Annotated in this window: 4 protein-coding genes (1 of these 4 only partly in view); 2 read left to right on the forward strand and 2 right to left on the reverse strand. The window is 70.3% G+C overall.

All coding sequences use genetic code 11. From position 1 onward, the window contains the following. Positions 1-18,992 carry the 5' portion of a non-ribosomal peptide synthase/polyketide synthase gene (locus tag K883_RS22145; RefSeq protein WP_036455883.1) on the reverse strand. The gene continues 12,271 nt to the left of window position 1, outside the view, so only the first 18,992 of its 31,263 coding nucleotides appear in the window; the start codon lies at positions 18,990-18,992; its stop codon lies off the left edge, out of view. A 50-nt stretch (positions 18,993-19,042) separates the two neighbouring features. Then, a complete protein-coding gene (locus K883_RS27195) occupies positions 19,043-19,264 on the reverse strand; it encodes an MbtH family protein (protein WP_081914402.1) in 222 nt (73 codons plus the stop codon). 679 nt (positions 19,265-19,943) lie between these two features. Between K883_RS27195 and K883_RS27675 the strand changes: the two genes are divergently transcribed. Together K883_RS27675 and K883_RS22150 are read left to right on the forward strand one after the other, a co-directional pair. Beyond that, the gene (locus tag K883_RS27675; RefSeq protein WP_136244581.1) at positions 19,944-20,129 is read left to right on the forward strand and encodes a hypothetical protein; all 186 of its coding nucleotides are present in this window, start codon (positions 19,944-19,946) and stop codon (positions 20,127-20,129) included. A gap of 179 nt (positions 20,130-20,308) precedes the next feature. After that, a complete protein-coding gene (locus tag K883_RS22150; RefSeq protein ID WP_014711784.1) occupies positions 20,309-21,100 on the forward strand; it encodes a GAP family protein in 792 nt (263 codons plus the stop codon). The last annotated feature ends 27 nt before the right edge of the window (positions 21,101-21,127 follow it).

Consider the following 21,127-nt stretch of genomic DNA (forward strand, 5'->3'; position numbering starts at 1 on the left):
AAGGTGTCCACGTCGGGGCGGACCGCGGGCAGGGCCGGCGGTGTCGCCGCCACCTCGGTCCAGCGCTCGGCCTGATCGACGACGTCGGGGCGGTGCGCATGCTGGGCGAGCCGCGACGACCACCGGGCGAACGAGGTGCCCGCGGCGGGCAACTCGACCGGCCGCCCGCTGTGATGCTGGGCCCAGGCGATGTTCAAGTCCTGCAGCAGGATTCGCCACGACACGCCGTCGACGGCGAGGTGATGCACGATCACCACGAGCTGCCCGGTGGCGCCGGCCCACAGCGCGCTGAGCATCACGCCGGCGGCCGGGTTCAGCCGCGACCGCGCCTCGGTGACCGCCGCGTCGGACAGCTCGTCCACCACGTGCAGGCAGTCGGCCGCATCGACCGAGCCCGCCTCGGGCACCGTCAGCGACCAGTCGCCGGACCCCTGGACGCCCGAGCCGTCGACGCGCAGCCGCAGCATGGGGTGGCGATCCAGCAGCGCCTGCAGCATGGTCACCACGTCGGCCTCGGTCACCCCGGCAGGCGCCTGCACCAGCATGGCCTGGTTGAACTGATCGACCTGTCCGCCAACGCTTTCCACGTCTTGCAGCCAGCGGATGATCGGGGTCGCCGCCACGGGTCCGACGCCCTCGTCGAGGACGGCGGCGTCGGCGTCGACCACCTCGGCCACGCGGGCCAGCCGCGCCACGGTCTGCTCGACGAAGATGTCGCGGGTCTTGCACACCAGGCCGGCGGCGCGCGCCCGCGTCACCACCTGCATCGACGAAATGCTGTCCCCGCCAAGGTCGAAGAACGAGTCGTCGACGCCGACCCGCTCGAGCCCGAGCACCTGGGCGTAGATGCCGGCCAGGATCTCTTCGACGGCGTTGTCGGGGGCGCGGTATTGGTCGGCGTCGGAGTATTCCGGCGCGGGCAGCGCGCGGGTGTCCAGCTTGCCGTTGGGGGTCAGCGGCAGCGCCTGCATGACGACCACGGCGGCCGGAATCATGTAGCCCGGCAGCCTTTCGGCCAGCGCGGCGCGGACCGCGGCCGGGTCGGCGGTGCCGGTGACGTAACCGACGAGGCGCTTGTCCCCCGGCCGGTCCTCGCGGGCGACGACGACCGCCTGCTCGACGCCGGCCACCCAGGACAGCGCCGCCCGCACGTCGCCGAGCTCGATGCGGTAGCCGCGGATCTTGACCTGCTCGTCGGCGCGGCCGAGGTAGTCCAGTTGCCCGTCCGCGCGCCAGCGCACCAGGTCGCCGGTGCGGTACATGCGCGATCCGGGCGCGCCGAAGGGGCACGCCACGAACCGCGACGCGGTCAGGGCGGCGCGCTTCCAGTAGCCGCAGGCCACGCCGGCGCCGGCGACATACAGCTCTCCGACGACGCCGGGCGGCACGGGTCGCAGCCATTCGTCGAGCACGAACGACGCCCCGTTGGGCACCGGGGAGCCGATAGGCACTGGCCCTACAGCGCCCGTTCCGCCCTGCAGCGGCGCACTGATCGCGGCGTAGACCGTGGCTTCGGTCGGCCCGTAGGCGTTGATCATCACCCGGCCGGGCGCCCAGCGGTCCACGAGTTCGGCCGGGCAGGCCTCACCCGCGACCACCAGCGCGACCGACTCCAGGCCCGCGGGCGAGAGCGCGCCCGCCGCCGACGGGGTCTGGCTGAGCACGCTGACCCGCTCGGCCAGCAGCAGCGCGTGCAGGTCTTCCGGTGAGCGCGCGACGGATTCGGGCACCACGACCAGTCGGCCGCCGTGCAACAGGGCACCGAAGATCTCCCAGACCGACACGTCGAAGGCCAGCGAATGCCATTGCGACCACACGCCGGTGCGCGGCAACCCGGAGTCTTTCGAGGCCAGCAGCTGGGTGACGTTGCGGTGCGTGACCGCAACGCCTTTGGGAACGCCGGTGGTGCCCGAGGTGTAGATCAGGTAGGCGAGGTGGTCGGGCCCCGGCGCCGGCAAGGCGGTCGCGGGCCGGTCTTCGAGCTCGGGATCGTCGACGGCGATGACCGTGACGTCGTGGCCCTCGAGCCGGTCGGCGAGCCCGGGACTGGTGAGCGTGGCGATCGGGGCGGCGTCGGAGAGCATGAAGCCGATCCGCTCGGCCGGCAGCGCCGGATCGATCGGCAGGTAGGCCGCCCCGGTCTTCAGCACGGCAAGGATGGCGACGATCGCCTCGGCCGAGCGCGAAAACAGCAGCGCCACAGCCTGTCCCGGGCCCGCACCGCGGGCGGCGAGCAGGTGCGCGAGCCGGTTCGACGCCTCGTCGAGCTCGCGGTAGGTCATCGAGTGGCCGTCGCATACCACCGCGGCGGTGTCCGGGGTGCGCGCCGCCTGGGCGGCGAACAGCGCCGGGATCGACTCGGTCTCGGCGGCCGGTCCGGTCAGCGCCGCGCGGTTGCCGAGGGAGTCCAGTCGGGCGTGTTCGGCGTCGTCGAGCAGGTCCACCGCCGACAACGCCTGCGCGGGGTCGGCGGTCATCGCGAGCAGCACGCGCTGCAACCGGCCGATGAGTGCCGCGATGCTGTCCGCGTCGAAGACGTCGGTGCGGAATTCCACGGTGCCGCCGATTCCGGCGGGTTCACCCGCATCGCTCCAGCGCTCGCCCATCGAGAACGTCAAATCCATTCGGGCGGTGTGGGTGTCGACCGGGATGGGCGTGACGTCGACATCGCCGAGGGCCAGCCCCGCGGCGGGCCCGCCCTCCTGCCCGGCGAAGTTCTGCCAGGCCAGCATCACCTGCACCAGCGGGTGATGGCTCAGGCTGCGGGCGGGATTGAGCCGCTCGACCAGCACCTCGAAGGGCACGTCCTGGTGCTCGTAGGCGGCCAGGCTGCGGTGGCGCACCTGGGACAGCAGCTCGGCGAAGGTGGGATCGCCGCCCAGATTTTCCAGATCGACCCGCAATACGAGTGTGTTGACGAAGAACCCGACCAGCTCGTCGAGCGCGGGGTCGCGGCGGCCGGCGATCGGGAAACCCACCGCCACATCGGAACTCGCGCTGATCTTCGACAGCAGCACCATCAGGGCGGTCTGGACCACCATGAAGCTGGTGGCGTTGTGTCGGCGCGCCACGTCGGCGACCCGCTGTTGCAGCTCGGCCGACCAGTCGATCTCCACCGTGGCGCCGCGCTGGTCGGCCACCAGCGGGTAGGGCCGGTCGGTGGGCAGCGGCAGCCGCTCCGGCATTCCGGCCAGGGCCTCTTCCCAGTACGCCAGTTGGGCGGCGATGCGGCTGTCGCCGTCGTCGAGATCGCCGAACTGCGCACGCTGCCACAGCGTGTAGTCGACGTATTGCACCGACAGCGGCGACCAGTCGGGGCCGCGCCCGTCGCACCTGGCGGCATACGCCACGCCCAGGTCACGCACCAGCGGGGCGAGGGACATGCCGTCGGCGGCGATGTGGTGCACGACGGCGACCAGCACGTGCCGGTCGTTGCGGATGCGGAAAAGCTCTGCCCGCAAGGGGATTTGGGCCGACAGGTCGAAGGTGTAGCGGGCGGTGGCGCCGATCGCCTCGTCCAGCTGGTCCGCCGACCAGGTGCCGGCGTCGACGACCTCCCACCCGAAGTCTGCCTTGTCGGCGGGGATCACCACCTGCTGCGGTAGTCCCTCGGGCGCGACGAACACCGTGCGCAGGCTCTCGTGACGGACCACCACGTCGCCCAGTGCCGCACCCAGGGCGTCCGCATCGAGCGGCCCGTCCAGCCGTAGCGCCGCCGCCATGTTGTACACCGGTGAGGGCCCTTGCAATTGGTCCAGGAACCACAATCGGTTCTGCGCGAACGACAACGGGATGACCGCCGGCCGCTCGGCGGCCGTCAACGGCTCCAGCCCGCTGCCGCCCTCACCGATCCGGGGGGCCAGCTGGGCGATGGTGGGCGCCTCGAACACGGCGCGCACCGGGAGGCCGGTGTCGAGGCTGGCGTTGATCGCGGCGACCAGGCGCATCGCGGAGATGCTGTCGCCGCCCAGGTCGAAGAAGGAGTCGTCGACCCCGACCCGCTCGACGCCGAGGACTCCGGCGTAGACGCCGGCCAGGATTTCCTCGGTGAGCGTTTCCGGCGCGCGGTACCGACCGGCCGTGTATTCCGGTGCGGGCAGGGCGCGCGCGTCGAGTTTTCCGTTGGGGGTCAACGGAATCGCGTCGAGCGTCACCACCGCGGCGGGCACCATGAAGGCGGGCAGCCGTTCGGCCAGCGCGGCGCGCAGCTCGGTGGGGTCGGCGCTGCCGGTGACGTAGCCGACGAGCCGCTTGTCACCGGGACGGTCTTCGCGCGCGACGACGACTGCCTGTGCGACGCCGTCGAATCCGGCCAGGGCGGACTGGATTTCGCCGAGCTCGATGCGGTAGCCGCGGATCTTGACCTGTTCGTCGGCGCGGCCGAGGCAGAGCAGTTGGCCCACACCGGATCCCGAGCGCTCCCAGCGGACCAGGTCGCCGGTCCGGTACATGCGGGTTCCGGCCCCACCGAAGGGGCAGGCGACGAACCGCGACGCGGTCAGGCCGGGCCGGCCGACATACCCTGCGGCGACACCGGATCCGGCGACGTACAGCTCGCCGACGACGCCGGGCGGCACCGGCCGCAACGCGTCGTCGAGCACGAACAGCGCCGCCCCGGGGACCGGCGAGCCGATGGGAACCGGCCCCGTCCCGGCCGCCAGCGGCGCGCTGATGGTCACGCACATCGTGGTCTCGGTCGGGCCGTAGGCGTTGACCATCACCCGCCCGGGCGCCCACTGGTCGACGACCTCGGCCGGGCAGGCCTCCCCGGCCATCACCAGCGACACGGAGTCCAGTCCCTCCCGCGAGAGCATGGCCACCGCCGACGGGGTCTGGGTCAACACGCTGACCTGCTGGGCGACCAGGACGTCGTGCAGGTCGTGCGGGGACGCCGCCACCGCCTCGGGGACGACCACCAGTCGCCCGCCGCGCAGCAGCGCGCCGAAGATCTCCCACACCGAGACGTCGAACGCCAGCGAGTGACATTGCGACCAGACCCCTGCGGTCGGCAGGCCGGCGTCCAGGGATCCCAGCAGCTGGGTGACGTTGCGGTGAGTGATGGCAACGCCTTTGGGCACACCGGTGGTGCCCGAGGTGTAGATCAGGTAGGCGAGGTGGTCCGGCCCCGGCGCCGGCAGCGCCGTGTCGGGCAGGGTATCGACGCGGGGATCGTTGACGTCGATGATCGTCACGCCGCGACCGTCGAGCCGCTCGGCCAGGTCGGCGGTGGTGACCGCGGCGACCGGTTTCGCGTCGCCGAGCATGAATTCGATGCGCACGTCCGGCGAGGAGGGGTCGATCGGCAGGTAGGCCGCTCCCGTTTTGAGCACGGCCAGGATCGACGCGACGGCCTCGGCCGACCGCGAAAACAGCAGCGCCACAACCCGTCCCGGGCCCGCGCCCGCGGACGCCAGGCGGTGCGCCAACCGGTTGGACGCCTCGTCGAGTTCCCGGTAGGTCACCGACAGGTCGCCGCACACCAGCGCCACGGATTCCGGTGCCCGCGCGGCCTGCGTGGCGAACAGCTCCGGAATCGACGGCGGCGCGTCACCGGCCGGCCGGGTCAAAACCGCGTGGTTGCCAAGCTCTTTCAGGCGGGCATGCTCGGCCTCGTCGAGCAGATCCACCGACGACAGCGGGTGGGCGGGGTCGGCGGTCATCGCGGTCAGGACCCGCTGCAGGCGGCCGATCAGCGCCTCGATGGTCGCGGCGTCGAACACGTCGGTGCGGAATTCCACCCGTCCGCCGATGCCGGCGGCCTCCCCGTGCTCGGTCCACCGTTCGGCCAAAGAGAACACCAGGTCCATGCGGGCCGACTGGTCCTCGACGGGGACGGAGGTCACCTCGAGGTCACCCAGCGCCAGTCCGGCGGCGGGGTCGTCGTGGCCGGCGAAGTTCTGCCAGGCCAGCATCACCTGCACCAGCGGGTGATGGGTCAGGCTCCGGGTGGGGTTGACCCGCTCGACCAGCACCTCGAACGGCACGTCCTGATGTTCGAACGCGGCCAGGCTCTGGGCCTGGACCCGGTCCAGCAGTTCGGCGAAGCTGGGATCGCCGGCCAGGTCGACGCGGAGCACCAGGGTGTTGACGAAGAAGCCCACGAGTTGATCGAGGGCGGGGTCGCGCCGCCCGGCGATCGGGAAGCCCACCGCCACATCGGGACTCGCGCTGACCTTCGACAGCAGCACGGCCAGGGCGGCCTGCACCACCATGAAGCTGGTCGCGTTGTGCTCGCGGGCCACCCGGCGCACCTGCTGCTGCAGCTCTGCCGGCCAGTCGACCACCACGCTGTCGCCGCGCTGATCGGCCACCGCCGGGTAGGGGCGATCGGTGGGCAGCTCGAGCCGCTCGGGCATGCCGGCCAGGGCGCGCTCCCAGTACGCCAGTTGAGCGCCGATGCGGCTCTCGCCGTCGTCGAGGTCGCCGAGTTGGGCGCGCTGCCACAGCGTGTAGTCGATGTACTGCACCGGCAGGTCGGCCCAGTCGGGCGCGCGCCCGGCGGACCGGCTGGTGTAGGCCACGCTCAGGTCGGCGCCCAGCGGCGTCAGCGACATGCCGTCCGCGGCGATGTGGTGTACCGCGATCACGAGCAGGTGCTTGTCCTCGGTGATGGTGAAAAGCCTGGCCCGAATCGGGATTTCGGCCGCCAGATCGAAGGCGTGGCGCGTTACCGCCTTGACGGCGTCGTCCAGCCGGCTCGCCGGCCACGCGGTGGCATCGACGACCTCCCAGCCGAATTCGGCGCGCTCGGCGGGCACGACCTCCTGCCGGGGCGTGCCTTCGTGCGACGGGAACAGGGTGCGCAAGCTCTCATGACGGCTCACCACGTCGGCCAGCGCGGCGCCGAGCGCGTGCGCGTCGAGCCGCCCGCGCAGCCGCAGGGCCGCCGCCATGTTGTACAGCGGTGAGGGGCCCTGGAATTGGTCGATGAACCACAGCCGGTTCTGCGCGAAGGACAACGGGATGATCGCCGGCCGCTCCCCCGCCACCAGCGGTTCCAGCCGGCCCGAGCTCTCGGCGATGCGGGGCGCGAGCTGGGCGACGGTGGGCGCCTCGAAGACGACGCGCACCGGCAGCTCGGTCTCCAGCGTGGTGTTGATCGCGGTGATCAGGCGCATGGTGGACAGCGAGTCGCCGCCGAGGTCGAAGAACGAGTCGTCGACGCCGACCCGTTCGACGCCGAGGACTCCGGCATAGATGCCGGCCAGGATCTCCTCGATGGCGGTGCTCGGGGCGCGGTATCCGTTGCCGCCCTGGTAGTCCGGGGCGGGCAGGGCGCGGGCGTCGAGCTTGCCGTTGACCGTCATCGGCAGCGCGTCGAGCACCACCACCGCCGCGGGGACCATGTAGGCCGGGAGGGGCTCCGCCACCGCGGCGCGTGCGCGGGCCGGCTCCGCGGTCCCGGTGATGTAACCCACCAGGCGTTTGTCGCCGGGCCGGTCCTCGCGGGCGACGACGACCGCCTGCTCGACCCCGTCGAGCGCGGACAGCGCGGCCTGAATCTCGCCGAGTTCGATGCGGTAGCCGCGGACCTTGACCTGTTCGTCGGCGCGGCCCAGGTAGCGCAGTTGGCCCTCCCCGGATCCGGAGCGGCCCCAGCAGACCAGGTCGCCGGTGCGGTACATGCGGGTGCCGGGTTCGCCGAAGGGGCAGGCCATGAATCGGGACGCGGTCAGCCCGGGGCGCCGCCAATAGCCCACGCCCACACCTTCGCCGGCCAGGTACAGCTCCCCGACCACCCCGGCGGGCACCGGGCGCAACCACTCGTCGAGCACGAAGAACGCCGCCCGCGTCACCGGTGAGCCGATCGGCGGGAATCCCGACCCCGCCGTCAAGGGCGCGCTCTTGCACGCCCACATCGTCGTCTCGGTCGGGCCGTACACGTTGACCATCACCCGACCCGGCGCCCACCGGTCCACCAGCTCCGGCGGGCACGGCTCAGCCCCGATCACCAACGCCGTGCCGTCCAGCCCCTGCGGCGAGAGCATCCCGGCCGCCGAGGGGGTCTGAGTCAGCACCGTGACGCCCTCGCGCACCAGCAGCGCGTGGAACTCCTCCGGTGAGCGGGCCACGGCGCCGGGCACGACGACCAGGCGGCCGCCGTGCAGCAGCGCGCCCCAGATCTCCCACACCGAGAAGTCGAACGCATACGAATGGAACTGGGTCCACACCTGCTCGGCCGACAAGGCGAAACCGAGCCGCAGGTCATCGAACAACTGCGCGACGTTGTGTTGAGTCACCGCAACACCTTTGGGCACACCGGTGGTGCCCGAGGTGTAGATGACGTGGGCCAGATCGGTGGGGGCCGGCGCGGGCGGCGGGGTGCTCGGCTGGGCCGCCAGCGCGGGGTCGGCCACGTCGACGACGATCAGGTCGAAGCCGTCGAACCTGTCGGCCAGGTCGGCGGTGGTGACCGCGGCCATCGGGGCGGCGTCGGTGAGCATGAACTCCACCCGCGCGGCCGGCAGCGCGGGATCGATCGGCAGATACGCCGCCCCGGACTTGAGCACCCCCAGGATCGCCACGATCGCCTCGGCCGACCGCGAAAACAGCAGCGCCACAAACGCACCCGGGCCGGCGCCGCGGTCGACCAGCAGGTGCGCCAACCGGTTGGCGGCCTCGTCGAGCTCGCGATACGTCATCGATCGGTCCCCGAACGTCAGCGCCACCGCGTCCGGGGTGCGCGCCGCCTGCGCGGCGAACAAGCCCGCAACGGTCACCGGCTCCATCCGCTCGGACAGCACCGCCTGGTTGCCCCACTGCGCCAGCCGGGCGTGCTCGGCGGTGTCGAGCAGATCCACCGACGACAGGCGCCGCTGGGGGTCGGCGGTCACCGCGGCCAGCAGCCGCTGCAGCCGGTCGATCATCGCCTCGACGGTGTCCGCGTTGTAGACGTCGGTGCGGTATTCGGCAGTCACGGCGATCCCGGCGCGCTGGCCGGACTCGGTGAAGCGTTCGGCCAGTGAGAACGTCAGGTCCATGCGAGCGGTGTTGGTGTGCAACGGCATTGGTGTGACTCGCAGGTCTCCCAGCGCCAGCCCGGCGGCGGGGGCGGTGACCTCCCCCGGGAAGTTCTCCCAGCCCAGCAGCACCTGAACGAGCGGGTGATGGGCCATGCTGCGGGTGGGGTTGAGCCGCTCCACCAGCAGTTCGAACGGCACGTCCTGGTGCTCGAACGCGGCCAGGCTGCGCCGGCGCACCTGGGCCAGCAGCTCGGCGAAGGTCGGGTCCCCGCCCAGTTCTCCGAGGTCGACCCGCAGCACCAGGGTGTTGACGAAGAAGCCGATCAGGTCGTCGAGGGCGGGTTCGGGACGTCCGGCGATCGGGAAGCCCACGGCCACATCGGTACTGGCGCTGATCTTGGCGAGCAGCGCGGCGAAGGCGGCCTGGATCACCATGAAGCTGGTGGCGTTGTGCTCGCGCGCGACCCGGCGGACCTGTTGCTGTAGCTCAGCCGGCCAGTCCACCGCCAGCCGGGCCCCGCGGTGGTCGGCGACCTGCGGGTAGGGCCGATCGGTGGGCAGCTGCAGGCGTTCGGGCAGCCCGGCCAGCGCGTCCGCCCAGTAATCCAGCTGGGCGGCGATGCGGCTGTCGCGGTCGTCCACGTCCCCGAGATGTGCACGCTGCCAGAGCGTGTAGTCGACGTATTGCACCGCCAGGGGCGCCCAGTCGGGGGCCTGCCCCGCGCAGCGGCTCGCGTAGGCGATTCCGAGGTCGCGCGCGAACGGGGTGATCGACCACCCGTCGGCGGCGATGTGGTGCACCGCGACCACCAGCATGTGTTCGTCGTCGCTGACCGTGAAAAGCTCGGTGTGCAGGGGGCTTTCGTTCGACAGGTCGAAGGTGTACCGGGCGGCCGTCTCCATGCTCCGCCGCAGCCGGTCCTGCGGCCACCCGCGCGTGTCGATGACGTCGCAGGCGAACCCGATGCGCTCGGCGGGAACCACCACCTGCTGCGGGATTCCGTCGGCCGAGGCGAACACCGTGCGCAGGGTTTCGTGGCGGCCCACGACGTCGGCCAGTGCCGCGGCCAGCGCGTCGGCGTCGAGGTGTCCGCGCAGCCGCAGCGCCACGGTGATGTTGTACATCGGCGAGGCGCCCTGGAACTGGTCGATGAACCACAGCCGGGTCTGCGCGAAGGAGAGCGGGATCACCGCCGGGCGCTCCCCCGCGACCAGCGGGTCGGGACGGTCGGCGTCCCCGCTGCTGAGAAGGGCCAACTCGGCGACGGTGGGCGCCTCGAACACGGCCCGCACCCCGAGGTCGGAATTGAAACTGGTGTTGACCGCCGCGATCAGGCGCATCGCCGACAGCGAATCCCCACCCAGGTCGAAGAACGAGTCGTCGACACCCACCCGTTCCAGGCCGAGCACCTGGGCGTAGATGCCGACCAGGATCTCCTCGACGGCGGTGGCCGGGGCGCGGTACCGATCGGCGTCCTGGTAGTCCGGGGCGGGCAGGGCCTTGCGGTCGAGCTTGCCCGAGCTCGTCATCGGGAATTCTTCCAGCGCCACAATGTGTGTCGGCACCATGTAGTCGGGCAGCCAGGCACTCAACCGCTCGCGCACCTCGCCGACCTTGGTGTTGGTCCGGGGGTCGTTGGCGTGGATGGTGCGCCGCCGGGCCCCGTCGGGCGCCAGGTAGAGATCCGTCAGCGCCGGGACGGCCCGGTCGCCAGAGGCGATGAAAACCGCACTGAGAGTACCGGGTTGGGCGCCCCAGGTGACGGCGACGCCATATCCGGCGCGCTCACCGAGGCGGTGCAACTCTTCGGCGACGGTGGCGTCGGGACCGGGGTCGGCCTGGGCCAGCGCGTCGGGCAGGGGCAATCCCTGCGCCAGCGCGGCCTCGACACCGACGTCGGTGATCAGTCCGGCGCGCGGGATGTCGGTGATGCGGACGGCGGCGGGACGCTGCGACGTCAGGGTCTCGCGCAGCCCGCGCAGCCCGTCGCACTGCGCCCACGTCAGCGTCGGCTCGTCGGCCACCGAGCGTACGGCCGCGGGAGCCTTGTGGATGGCGACGTCGTAGCGGTGCCGGTTGAGTTCGTTGTCGGCCATTCCACGTTTGACGCGGATGTCGACCCCGACGGCTTCCGGGCGCGAGCGCGCCCAGGAGGTGAAAAACTCCGGCGCCAAAAGCAATTCGGTCTCGCCGAGCATGGCGTGGCGGACACGCTGGCGGATCTCGGCCGCGTCGGCGGCGTCGCCGCGGGCCAGCGCGATCGCGGTCTGGAACGCGCCCTGCAGGGTGTGGTTGCGGATGTCACCGATGAAGACCGCTCCGCCGGGCGCCAACAGCTCCATGGCCTTGTCGATGACCTCGACCAGATATCCCGCGTTGGGGAAGTACTGGACGACCGAGTTGAGAATGATGGTGTCGAAGTGGCCCTGCGGCAGCCCGTCGGTGACGTGGGCGGGTTGGGTCAGCAGCTCGACGCGGTCGCGCCACGGCAGCTGCAGCCGCTCCATCGCGCGCGCCAGGTTGTCGATCGCGACGGCCGAGAAGTCGGTGGCGACATAGTGGTCGCAGTGCGGGGCGATCTGTGAGAGCAGCAACCCCGAGCCCGCGCCGATCTCCAGCACCCGCCGGGGCCGCAGGGACATGATGCGATCGACTGTGGCGGAACGCCATTCGGCCATCTCTTCGAGCGGGATCGGTTCGCCGGTGTAGCTGCTGTTCCACCCGCGGAAATCCTCGCCGAAGTTTGCCGCGAGGTCGGCGCCGTACAGGTCGTCGTAGAGGTGCTGCCACTCCTGGACGTCTTCGGCGTCCTGCTGCAGATCCCGGTCGGTGGTGGCGTTGTGATCGAGCGTCACGTAGGCGACCAGGTGCGAGCCGGTCGCGGTGTCCGCGACGGTGACGGCGGCCTGGGTCACCTGCGGGCAGGCCAGCAGGGTGTTTTCGATTTCGCCCAGTTCGATGCGCTGTCCGCGCAGTTTGATCTGGTTGTCAGCACGGCCCAGGTAATCCAGGGTCCCGTCGGACATCCAGCGCACCAGGTCGCCGGTGCGATACATCCTTGTTCCCGGCGCGCCAAAGGGGTTGGCGACGAACCGTTCTGCGGTCAACTCCACCCGGCCCAGATAGCCGTGCCCCAGGGCCGGCCCGCTCAGGTACAGCTCGCCCACCACGCCTACCGGGACGGGGTTCAGCCACGCATCGAGCACGCGCGCGCACACGCCGGAGATCGGGGCGCCGATGCGAACGGGTTCGCCCGCCGACAGCCGCGCGCAGGTGACCCAGATGGTGGTCTCGCTCGGGCCGTAACCGTTGAACATCTGGCGGCCCGGCGCCCAGGCGTCCACCAGTTCGGGCAGGCAGGCCTCCCCGACGGCGACCAGCGTGTCCAGGCGATCCAGCCGGGCGCGGTCCAGCGTCGAGATCACGGTGGGCGTCAGGATGGCCGCGCTGACCCGCTGGTCGTGCAGCAAGGCGGTCAGCGCCTCACCGGCATACACCTGCGGCGGCGCCACCACCAGGGCGGCGCCAGATCCCGCCGCCAGCAACAGTTCTCCGACCGAGGCGTCGAAGGTCGGCGAGGCGACCATCAGCACCCGCGCGTCCGGGCCCAGACCGAACAGCTCGCGCTGGGCGGCGGCCCAGCCCAGCATGCCGCTGTGGCCCACCGCGACGCCCTTGGGGACGCCGGTCGAACCCGACGTGAAGATCAGGTAGGCGGTGTCGCCCGCCCGCAGGGGCGAGAGCCGGTCGGCGTCGGTGATCTCCTGCGCCGAGCACGCGGACAGGTCGAGACCGTCGAGACGCACGATCGGGCGCGTCCCGGCGCCCGCGACGTCGTCGGTGCCGCACGTCAACACGCACACCGCGTCGACGGCGTCGAGCACCGAGGCGATGCGCTCGACCGGATGGTCCAGATCCACCGGCGCATAGATGCCACCGGCCTTGACGACCGCCCACCACGCCACCACCAGCTCCGCGCACCGGCCGATCGCCACACCGACGGCGCGCTCCGGGCCGACGCCCGCGTCGATCAGCTTGCGCGCCAACCGCGTTGACCACTCGTCGAGTTCGCGATACGACAACGCCCGCGCACCATCGACCACCGCGGGCGCGTCCGGGCCCGCCGCCACCGCCGCGGCCAGCAGCTCCGGCGCCACGCCCACCGGCGCCCCCACGCCGGCGCCGGACATCCTCGACAGCACCAGGTCGCGCTCGTCGCGGTCCAGCAGGTCGATCGATGACAGCCGCCGGGCGGGGTCGGCCGTCATCGCGACCAACACCCGCTGCAGGCGCCCGACGAGCGACGCGATGCCGGCGGCGTCGAACACGTCGGCGTCGAATTCGATGTGCAGGCCGAGTTCGCGGCCGGGCAGGGCCTCCACCGTCAGCGGATAGTGGTTGTACTCGCGGTTGGTGAACGCGGCGATGGCCAGGCCGTCGTCTCCCAGCGTCATGCCGCTGTCGATCGGGTAGTTCTCGTAGACGAACAGCGTGTCGAAAAGCTGGTCGTGGCCGGTGACGCGGTGGATCTCGCTGAGCGCCAGGTGCTGGTGCTCGAGCGCGTCGTTGTGACTGTTCTGCAACTGCGCCAGCAGATCGGCGGTGGTGGTCGTCGCGGTGATGTTGGCGCGCACCGGCACCGTGTTGATCAGCAGCCCGACCATCGACTCCGCGTCGTCGACCTCGAGCTGGCCGACCCTCGATCGCGGGGTGCCGAAGACGACGTCGTGCTGACCGGTGAGCGAGGTCAGCACCAACGCCCACGCGGCCTGCAGCACGGTGCTCAGCGTGGTGTGGTGCGAGCGCGCCAGCTCGCCGAGGGCCCGGGTGGTCTGCGCGGACACGCGAGACTTCTCAAAGCCGCGGCGCCCCTGCCCCAATCGGTCTTCGGGCGCGACCAGGGTAGGAGTTTCGAAGCCGGACAACAGCTCCTCCCAGGCCTCGCGGGAGGCGTCGAGGTCGCGATCGGCCAGCCAGGTGAGGAAGGCCCGGTAGGAGCCGGCGGCGGGGAGGCGCTGCCCGTAGTAGCTGGCGAAGATTTCGCGCAGCAGGATGGGGAGCGACCAGCCGTCGAGCAGGATGTGGTGATTGGTCAGCACGAACCGGAATCGCCGGTCCGCGGTGCGGATCAACGCGGCCCGGAACGCCGCCTGCCCGGCGAGGTCGCACACCGCGGCGCGTTCGGCCGCGCACAGGCGCTCGATTCGCGCGTCGCTGTCGGCCTCCCCGGCGCCGCCGCCGTCGAGCTCGAGGTACCGCCACTCGACCACGGGATCGGCGGGGATGATCTGCACCGGCTCGTCGAACTGTTCGCAGAACAGGGCCGCCAGGTGGGGGTGCCGGTTGACAACGGTGTGCACCGCGTCGCGCAGCCGGTCGGGGTCGAGCGGCCCGGTCAGCGTGAAATCGAGTTGGACCGCGTACATGTCGTCGCCGCCCTGCGCGGTGCTGGAGTGGAACAGCAGACCCTGCTGCAGCGGCGTCAGCGGCAAGATGTCGGCGATGTGGTGCCGGCGCGCCAGCTCGTCGATCTGCTGTTGGCTCAGGCGGGCCGGGGCGATGTCCGACGGGGTCAGCCCCCCGCCGCCGTTGCGGACGTGTGCGCAGACCCCGGACAGCGCCTCGAACCACAGCCGGCTCAACCGGGTGATCTGTGTAGCGTCGAGAACCGATGGCGCCCAGGTCCATTCGGCGTGCAGGTGCGGTCCGGCGCCGGTGTCGATGGTGCCGGCATTGAGTTCGACGGTGTGCATCAGCGGCATGGGCACCGCCGCGGCGGCGCCGATCAACGACAGACCATCCTGGCTGATGCTCCAGCCCTCCCCCGCCGAATCGGGCGCTGCGCCTTGGCGTCCCAGGTAATTGAAGGCGATGGAGGGGTCGGCCCCGGCGAGATCGACGTCGGTGTTGAGGTAGCGCAGCAGCCCGTAGGTCAGCGGGTCGGGCAGCGCGCGCAGCTGCTCCTTGGCGTCTTTGATGATGGGCCCCAGCGCCGTGTCGCCGGAAACCACCTGCGCCCAGCGCAATCCGGCCACCGGCCCCGCCATTTTCAAAGACACCGGGTACTTGGTGGTGAACCATCCGACGGTGCGGGACAGATCGATGTCGGCGCCGAGTTCCTCGTGGCGTCCGTGGGCCTCGACGTCGATGCCGATCGGGGCGCCGGTGTCACCCAGGAATTCCGCCCACGCCAGCCCGAAGGCGATCAACAGGACGTCCTGGATCCCGGCGTGGAACGCGGTCGGCACCTCACCGAGCAGCATCGCGGTCGTCTCGGCGTCCAGCTCGACCGACAAGCGCCCGGCGCTGGCGTAGGTGTCCACGTCGGGGCGCGCCGCGGGCAGCGCGGCGGGCGCCCCCGTCACCCGCTTCCACGCGTTCAACTGGCCGACGACATCGCGGTGGCGTGCGTGCTCGTTCAGCATTGTCGCCCAGCGGGCAAACGAGGTCCCCGCCGGCGGCAGCTCCACCGGCTGTCCGGCGCTGTGCAGCGCCCACGCAATGTTGAGGTCCTCCAACAGGATCCACCACGACACCGCGTCGACGGCCAGGTGGTGGATGATCACCGCCAGCCGGCCGGTGGACTCGACCCACAACGCGCTCAGCATCGCCCCGGTGAACGGGTTCAACCGCGAGCGGGCGTCAAGCAGCGCGTCGTCGGTCAGCGCGTCCACCGCCTGCAGGCAGTCCTGCGCCCACACCGACCCGGGTTCGGGAATGTGGAACGACCAGCCGCCGGCGCCGTCGCGCTCGACCCGCAGCCGAAGCATGGCGTGCCGATCCACCAAGGCCTGCAACACCATTGAGACGTCGGCCGCGGTCACCCCCGCGGGGGCCTGCACCATCACGGTCTGGTTGAACTGATCGACCGGGCCGGCCTGCTCCGCGCCCTCTAGCCACCGCATGATCGGGGTGGGCGGCACCGGCCCGACGCCCTCGTCGACCACCTGCGCCGCTCCGTCGCTCACCCCGGCCACCCGGGCGAGCCGGGCGACGGTCTGCTCGACGAACACGTCTCGGGGCCGGCAGGTCAGGCCCGCCGCGCGGGCCCGCGCCACGACTTGCAGCGACAAGATGCTGTCGCCGCCCAGCTCGAAGAAGGACTCGTCGACGCCGACGCGCTGCACGCCGAGCACCTCGGCGTAGATGCCGGCCAGGATCTCCTCGACCGAGTTGCCCGGGGCGCGGTACTCGCCCGTCGTGTATTCGGGCGTCGGCAGAGCGCGGGTGTCGAGTTTGCCGTTGGGCGTCAGCGGCAGGGCGTCGAGGACGACCACCGCGGCCGGCACCATGTAGCCCGGGAGCCGCTCGGCCAGTGCGGCGCGCGCCTCGACGGGGTCGGCGATGCCGGTGACGTAACCGACCAGGCGCTTGTCCCCGGGGCGGTCCTCGCGGGCGATCACCACGGCCTGGTCGACGCCGTCAAGCGCGGCGAGCGCGGCCTGGATTTCGCCGAGCTCGATGCGGTAGCCGCGGATTTTGACCTGTTCGTCGGCGCGGCCGAGGTACTGCAGTTGACCGTCATCGCCCCAGCACGCCAGGTCCCCGGTGCGGTACATGCGCGCGCCCGCCCCACCGAACGGGCAGGCCACGAACCGTGACGCGGTCAGCCCGGTCCGGCCGACGTAGCCGCTGGTCACCCCGTCACCGGCGACATACAACTCGCCGACGACGCCCGGCGGCACCGGGCGCAGCCAGCCGTCGAGCACGAACAACGCCGCCCCGGGCACCGGGGAACCGATCGGCGGGATCCCGGATCCCTTCGTCAGCGGCTCGCTGATCGCCACGCACATCGTCGTCTCGGTCGGGCCGTAGGCGTTGACCATCACCCGGCCCGGCGCCCACCGGTCCACCACCTCGGCCGGGCAGGCCTCGCCCACCACCACCAGCGACGCCGCCGAAAGCCGCTCGGGCGAGAGCATCGCCACGGCCGACGGGGTCTGGGTCAACACGCTGACGTCCTCGCCGGCCAGCACGTCGTGCAGTTCGTCGGGTGAGCGCGTGACGTCCTCGGGGACCACGACCAGCCGGCCGCCGCGCAGCAGCGCGCCGAAGATCTCCCACACCGAGACGTCGAACGCGTACGAGTGGCACTGCGACCACACGCCCGACGGCGGCAGGCCGGCGTCCAGGGATCCCAACAGCTGCGTCACGTTGCGGTGCGTGACCGCGACGCCTTTGGGGACACCGGTGGTGCCCGAGGTGTAGATCAGGTAAGCGACGTGGTCCGGACCGGGCGCCGGCAAGGCGTCGGCGCGCTGGGCGTCGATCCGGGAATCGTTGACATCGATGACCGGCACGTCGTGACCGTCGAGGCGGTCGGCCAGATCGACGGTGCTCAGCGCGGCAACGGGTTTGGCGTCGTCGAGCATGAACCCGATCCGCGACTCGGGCGAGGACGGATCGATCGGCAGGTAGGCCGCACCGGTCTTGAGTACCGCCAGGATCGACGCGACGGCTTCGGGCGACCGCGAAAACATCAGCGCCACAGTCCGTCCCGGGCCCGCGCCCAGCCCGGTCAACAGATGCGCCAGCCGGTTGGACGCCTCATCGAGTTCCCGGTAGGTCACCGACCGGCCCTCACACACCAGCGCCACGGCCTCGGGCGTGCGCGACACCTGGGTGGCGAACAGTTCCGGCACCGACACGGGCGCGCTCGCCGACAGGTTCAGAACCTCTTTATTACCAAGCCCTTCCAGGCGTGCGCGCTCCGCGGGCCGCAGCACATCCAGCGACGACAGGCGCCGGCTCGGATCGGCGACCATGGTCGCCAGCACACGCTGCAGCCGTTCGGCCAGGTCCGCGACGTCGAAATTCGAAAACGGTTGCCCGGTACCGACAGTGCTCAGGAATTGCTGGTCGCCGAATCCGAGGAAGAACAGTCCGAACTGGCCAACCGGCCCGAAGCTGGTGTAGGTCGCGGTCGCCGGGGTGCCGTTGAGGCTGAGGGTGAGGCGGGCCGGGACGAAGTTGACGACCACCCGGTTGGGCGCCTGCCGCGGGCCGTTGAAGCCGCCTTCGCCGTCCAGCGTCCGCGTCGGGAACTGCTGATGCCGCAACGCCTCTCGAGACCGCTGGTCAACATGCCGGCAAAAGTCGGCGAACGAGGTGTCCGGCGCGGCCTTCAGCACCAGGGGCACCACGCCGGCGAGCATGCCGGGGTGCGTCTTCGACTCCGGGTCGACGCGCCGGCTGACCGGAAAGTCGAGCACGACTTCGTCGGAACCGTCGGCGCACCAACCCCGCACCAGAAGCGCGCAGGCCGCGGTGAGTACCGATGACCGACGGATGCCCAACGTCTTGGACAACTCTTTGACCCTGCCGACCACGGACTGATCCAGTTGCACTGGCGGAGACGGTGAATACGGGTCTCGCCCGTCATTCCGCGCCGGTGCCGGATAGTCCGCCCCGCTGCCCGCGGGGCGGTGCGCGACCCAATACTCTTGATCTTCACGGAATTTGGCGGATGCCTCGTATTCCAGCTCGCCGCTGACGAGGTCATGCAGGGAGCCGAAGAAGGCGGGGGGAACTGGCTTGCCGGCGGCCAGCGCGGAGTAGACGGCGGCGATCCGTCGTCCGGTCAGCGCGATGCCCATGCCGTCGATGGCGATGTGATGGCAGACGGTGAACCAGTAGTACTCGTCGGGACCCGTACGGAACAAAGCGAATTTGATCATCGGGCCGGTGAGCGGCATCGGCGTTCGCTGGATCGATGCCGCGGTCTCCCGGACTTCCCGCTCCGGATCCTGCGATTCCGTCAGGTCGTAGAAGACCAAGTCGACGTCGTCGTAGTCGACGGCCTTCTGGAAGACCTGGCCGTCGGCCTCGAAGAACGAGGCCCGCAGGCTCTCGGCCTCGTTGACCACGTGTCGCATAGCTTGGTGCAGCAGACGGGGGTCGATCGCCCCGTCGATACGGACCAGCACGCCCAGCTGCCACGCCGCGTCGAAGTGGCCGGTCTGTTGTGCTAACCAGATATCGAGCTGGCCTCGCGTTACCGGGAGTGCCCGGTCACCACCACGCTCCACTGAACCCCCCAAGCTCTACCGAAGTCCTTCATATGACATCGGTGTAAACATCACAAACCGGCGCGGGTCGGCGTGTCGCGGAGGCTTTTCGCCCGGATATCGGGCCAGTGTTCTTCGATGTAGTGCAGGCATGCGGCGCGGTCGGCTTGCCCAAAAACTACTCTCCAACCGGCGGGAACGGTAGTGAAAGTTGGCCAAAGACAGTGTTGTTCTTCGTTATTGACCAGGACGAAAAAACTGCCGCCGTCGTCGTCGAACGGATTGAGCTGCATTGATGGACCCCCTAACACCGAAACGAAAACTCCAAAGCGCTGCGCACCACACGAAGTACCGTGCGGCACTTAAGGATTGAGCCGTTAGGCTCGATCAGCATCTCGACCGGCAGATGCGGTCGAAAATGGCGCCCGTGAGTTTGGACGCGGTGGCAACTGAGCCATGACGGCCATGGCAGACCCCCTACCCGGGTAGGTCCCACGAACGTCAATGTCGCCATTCACGCTCGCGGTGTACCCCGACCGCTCGTTCCGAAACATTTGAATTACGTTCTCATGTAAGACATTAACAGCGGCCGTTGTTGCACTCGTGTCTCGCTGTCCAGCAAAACAACTTTGACGCTCGGCACCGTTTGATATCGCCACGACACGGGTGCCATACCGTTCTTTTCGCAAGCGACCTAGGGAAATAATGAATTTGCCGGCCCGGCATTCCGGACGTCGCTTACGTGAACGAAAAATATTTGCCTCTGGCCCGTCCGGCGGCTCGGCGCGCGGCGCCGTGGCCGCGGCGTAACCGATAATCCTGCCGCAGGTGCGGTCCGAATCATGGCTTCAACAGTCTATTCGCGGCGCCACGATTCGGAGTAGCCAATTGATACCCGGCGACACAGTCCGTTTGCCGCACCGTGCAAAAACGTACGGACGCTTGCTAAACCGCGATTAGCACCCCGCCATCATGATCGACACATCGAGCTTCGCCGTAGCTGTGGCGAGTCGGATTGCCGCGGCGGCGTTCGGCCAAGTGGTGCGTTTGCTTTCGGGCGTGACGCTGCGCACATACGGCTGGCTACGTCTGGCGCACGATTCTTCCGGCCGTTTTGGCCGGCGGGACCGGCCAACCGGCAACCCCGGGGCCTTGTGATTGATCTCACGGACGCGCTTGCGTGCCGCTCGTCGGCTTCGCCCGAATCCGTTGACCAAGATCAAGATTCGGCGCACAGCGGGCTCATAGCTTTGGGCGGGCCGCGCTTCGCGGCGGCGCCGATCCGGTCGCGACCCGTCGGCGTTTAAGCGTCGACAGGTGCGGGTAGAGCTGCGGCCATGTGGGGGTCAGTGCTGGGCTTGGGAATTCTGGCTGCGCTCAACCCGGTTCGTCTCGGGCTTGCCCTGCTGATGATCTCGCGGCCACGGCCGGGACCGAGTCTGCTCGCCTACTGGATCGGCGGGCTGACGGTATGCGTACCCGAGCTCTTGCTCCCCCTGATGCTGCTGAACTTCACCCCCATGTTCGGGCACATCGCGCACGGTTCGTCTTCCCCTTCTACGGGCGCGACCCTCGGAAAGGTTCAAATCGGCCTCGGCGTGATCGGGCTGTCGATCGCGGCGGCGATGACGGTGCGCTTCGTGACGCGCCAGCGGGTGGCGCAACCCTCGCCCGACGCCCGATCGCCGGCACCGTCGTCAGCCTCCGCGGCGCCCATCGCCATGCCGCGGCTGCTGACCCGGGTCCAAGATGTCTCGAGCGACGACGGCTCCCCCGTCCGGCGCCTGCTCGGCCGCATCCACGACGCATGGGAGGGCGGGTCGTCGTGGGTCGCGTGGGTGATCGGGCTGATCTCGGTGCCGGTCGACGGCGTCCTCTTCATCGTCGCGATCATCATGGCGTCGGGCGCGTCGCTCACCGCACAGTTCGGCGCCGCCATCGCGTTCATCGTCCTGATGTACGCCGTCGTCGAGGTGATCCTCGTCGGGTACGTGGCCACGCCGGCCAAGACCCAATCCCTACTCCGGGTGTTGCACGACTGGGTGCGGACCTACCACCGGCAGATTTTGGTCATCCTGTTCACGGTGGTTGGGGTGTCGCAGCTGGCCCAGGGTCTGCACATCGTCTGAGCCCCGATCGCGGTCCGCGCCGTGCCG

This window comes from Mycobacterium sp. TKK-01-0059, from assembly GCF_000709305.1.
Lineage (GTDB): Bacteria > Actinomycetota > Actinomycetes > Mycobacteriales > Mycobacteriaceae > Mycobacterium > Mycobacterium intracellulare.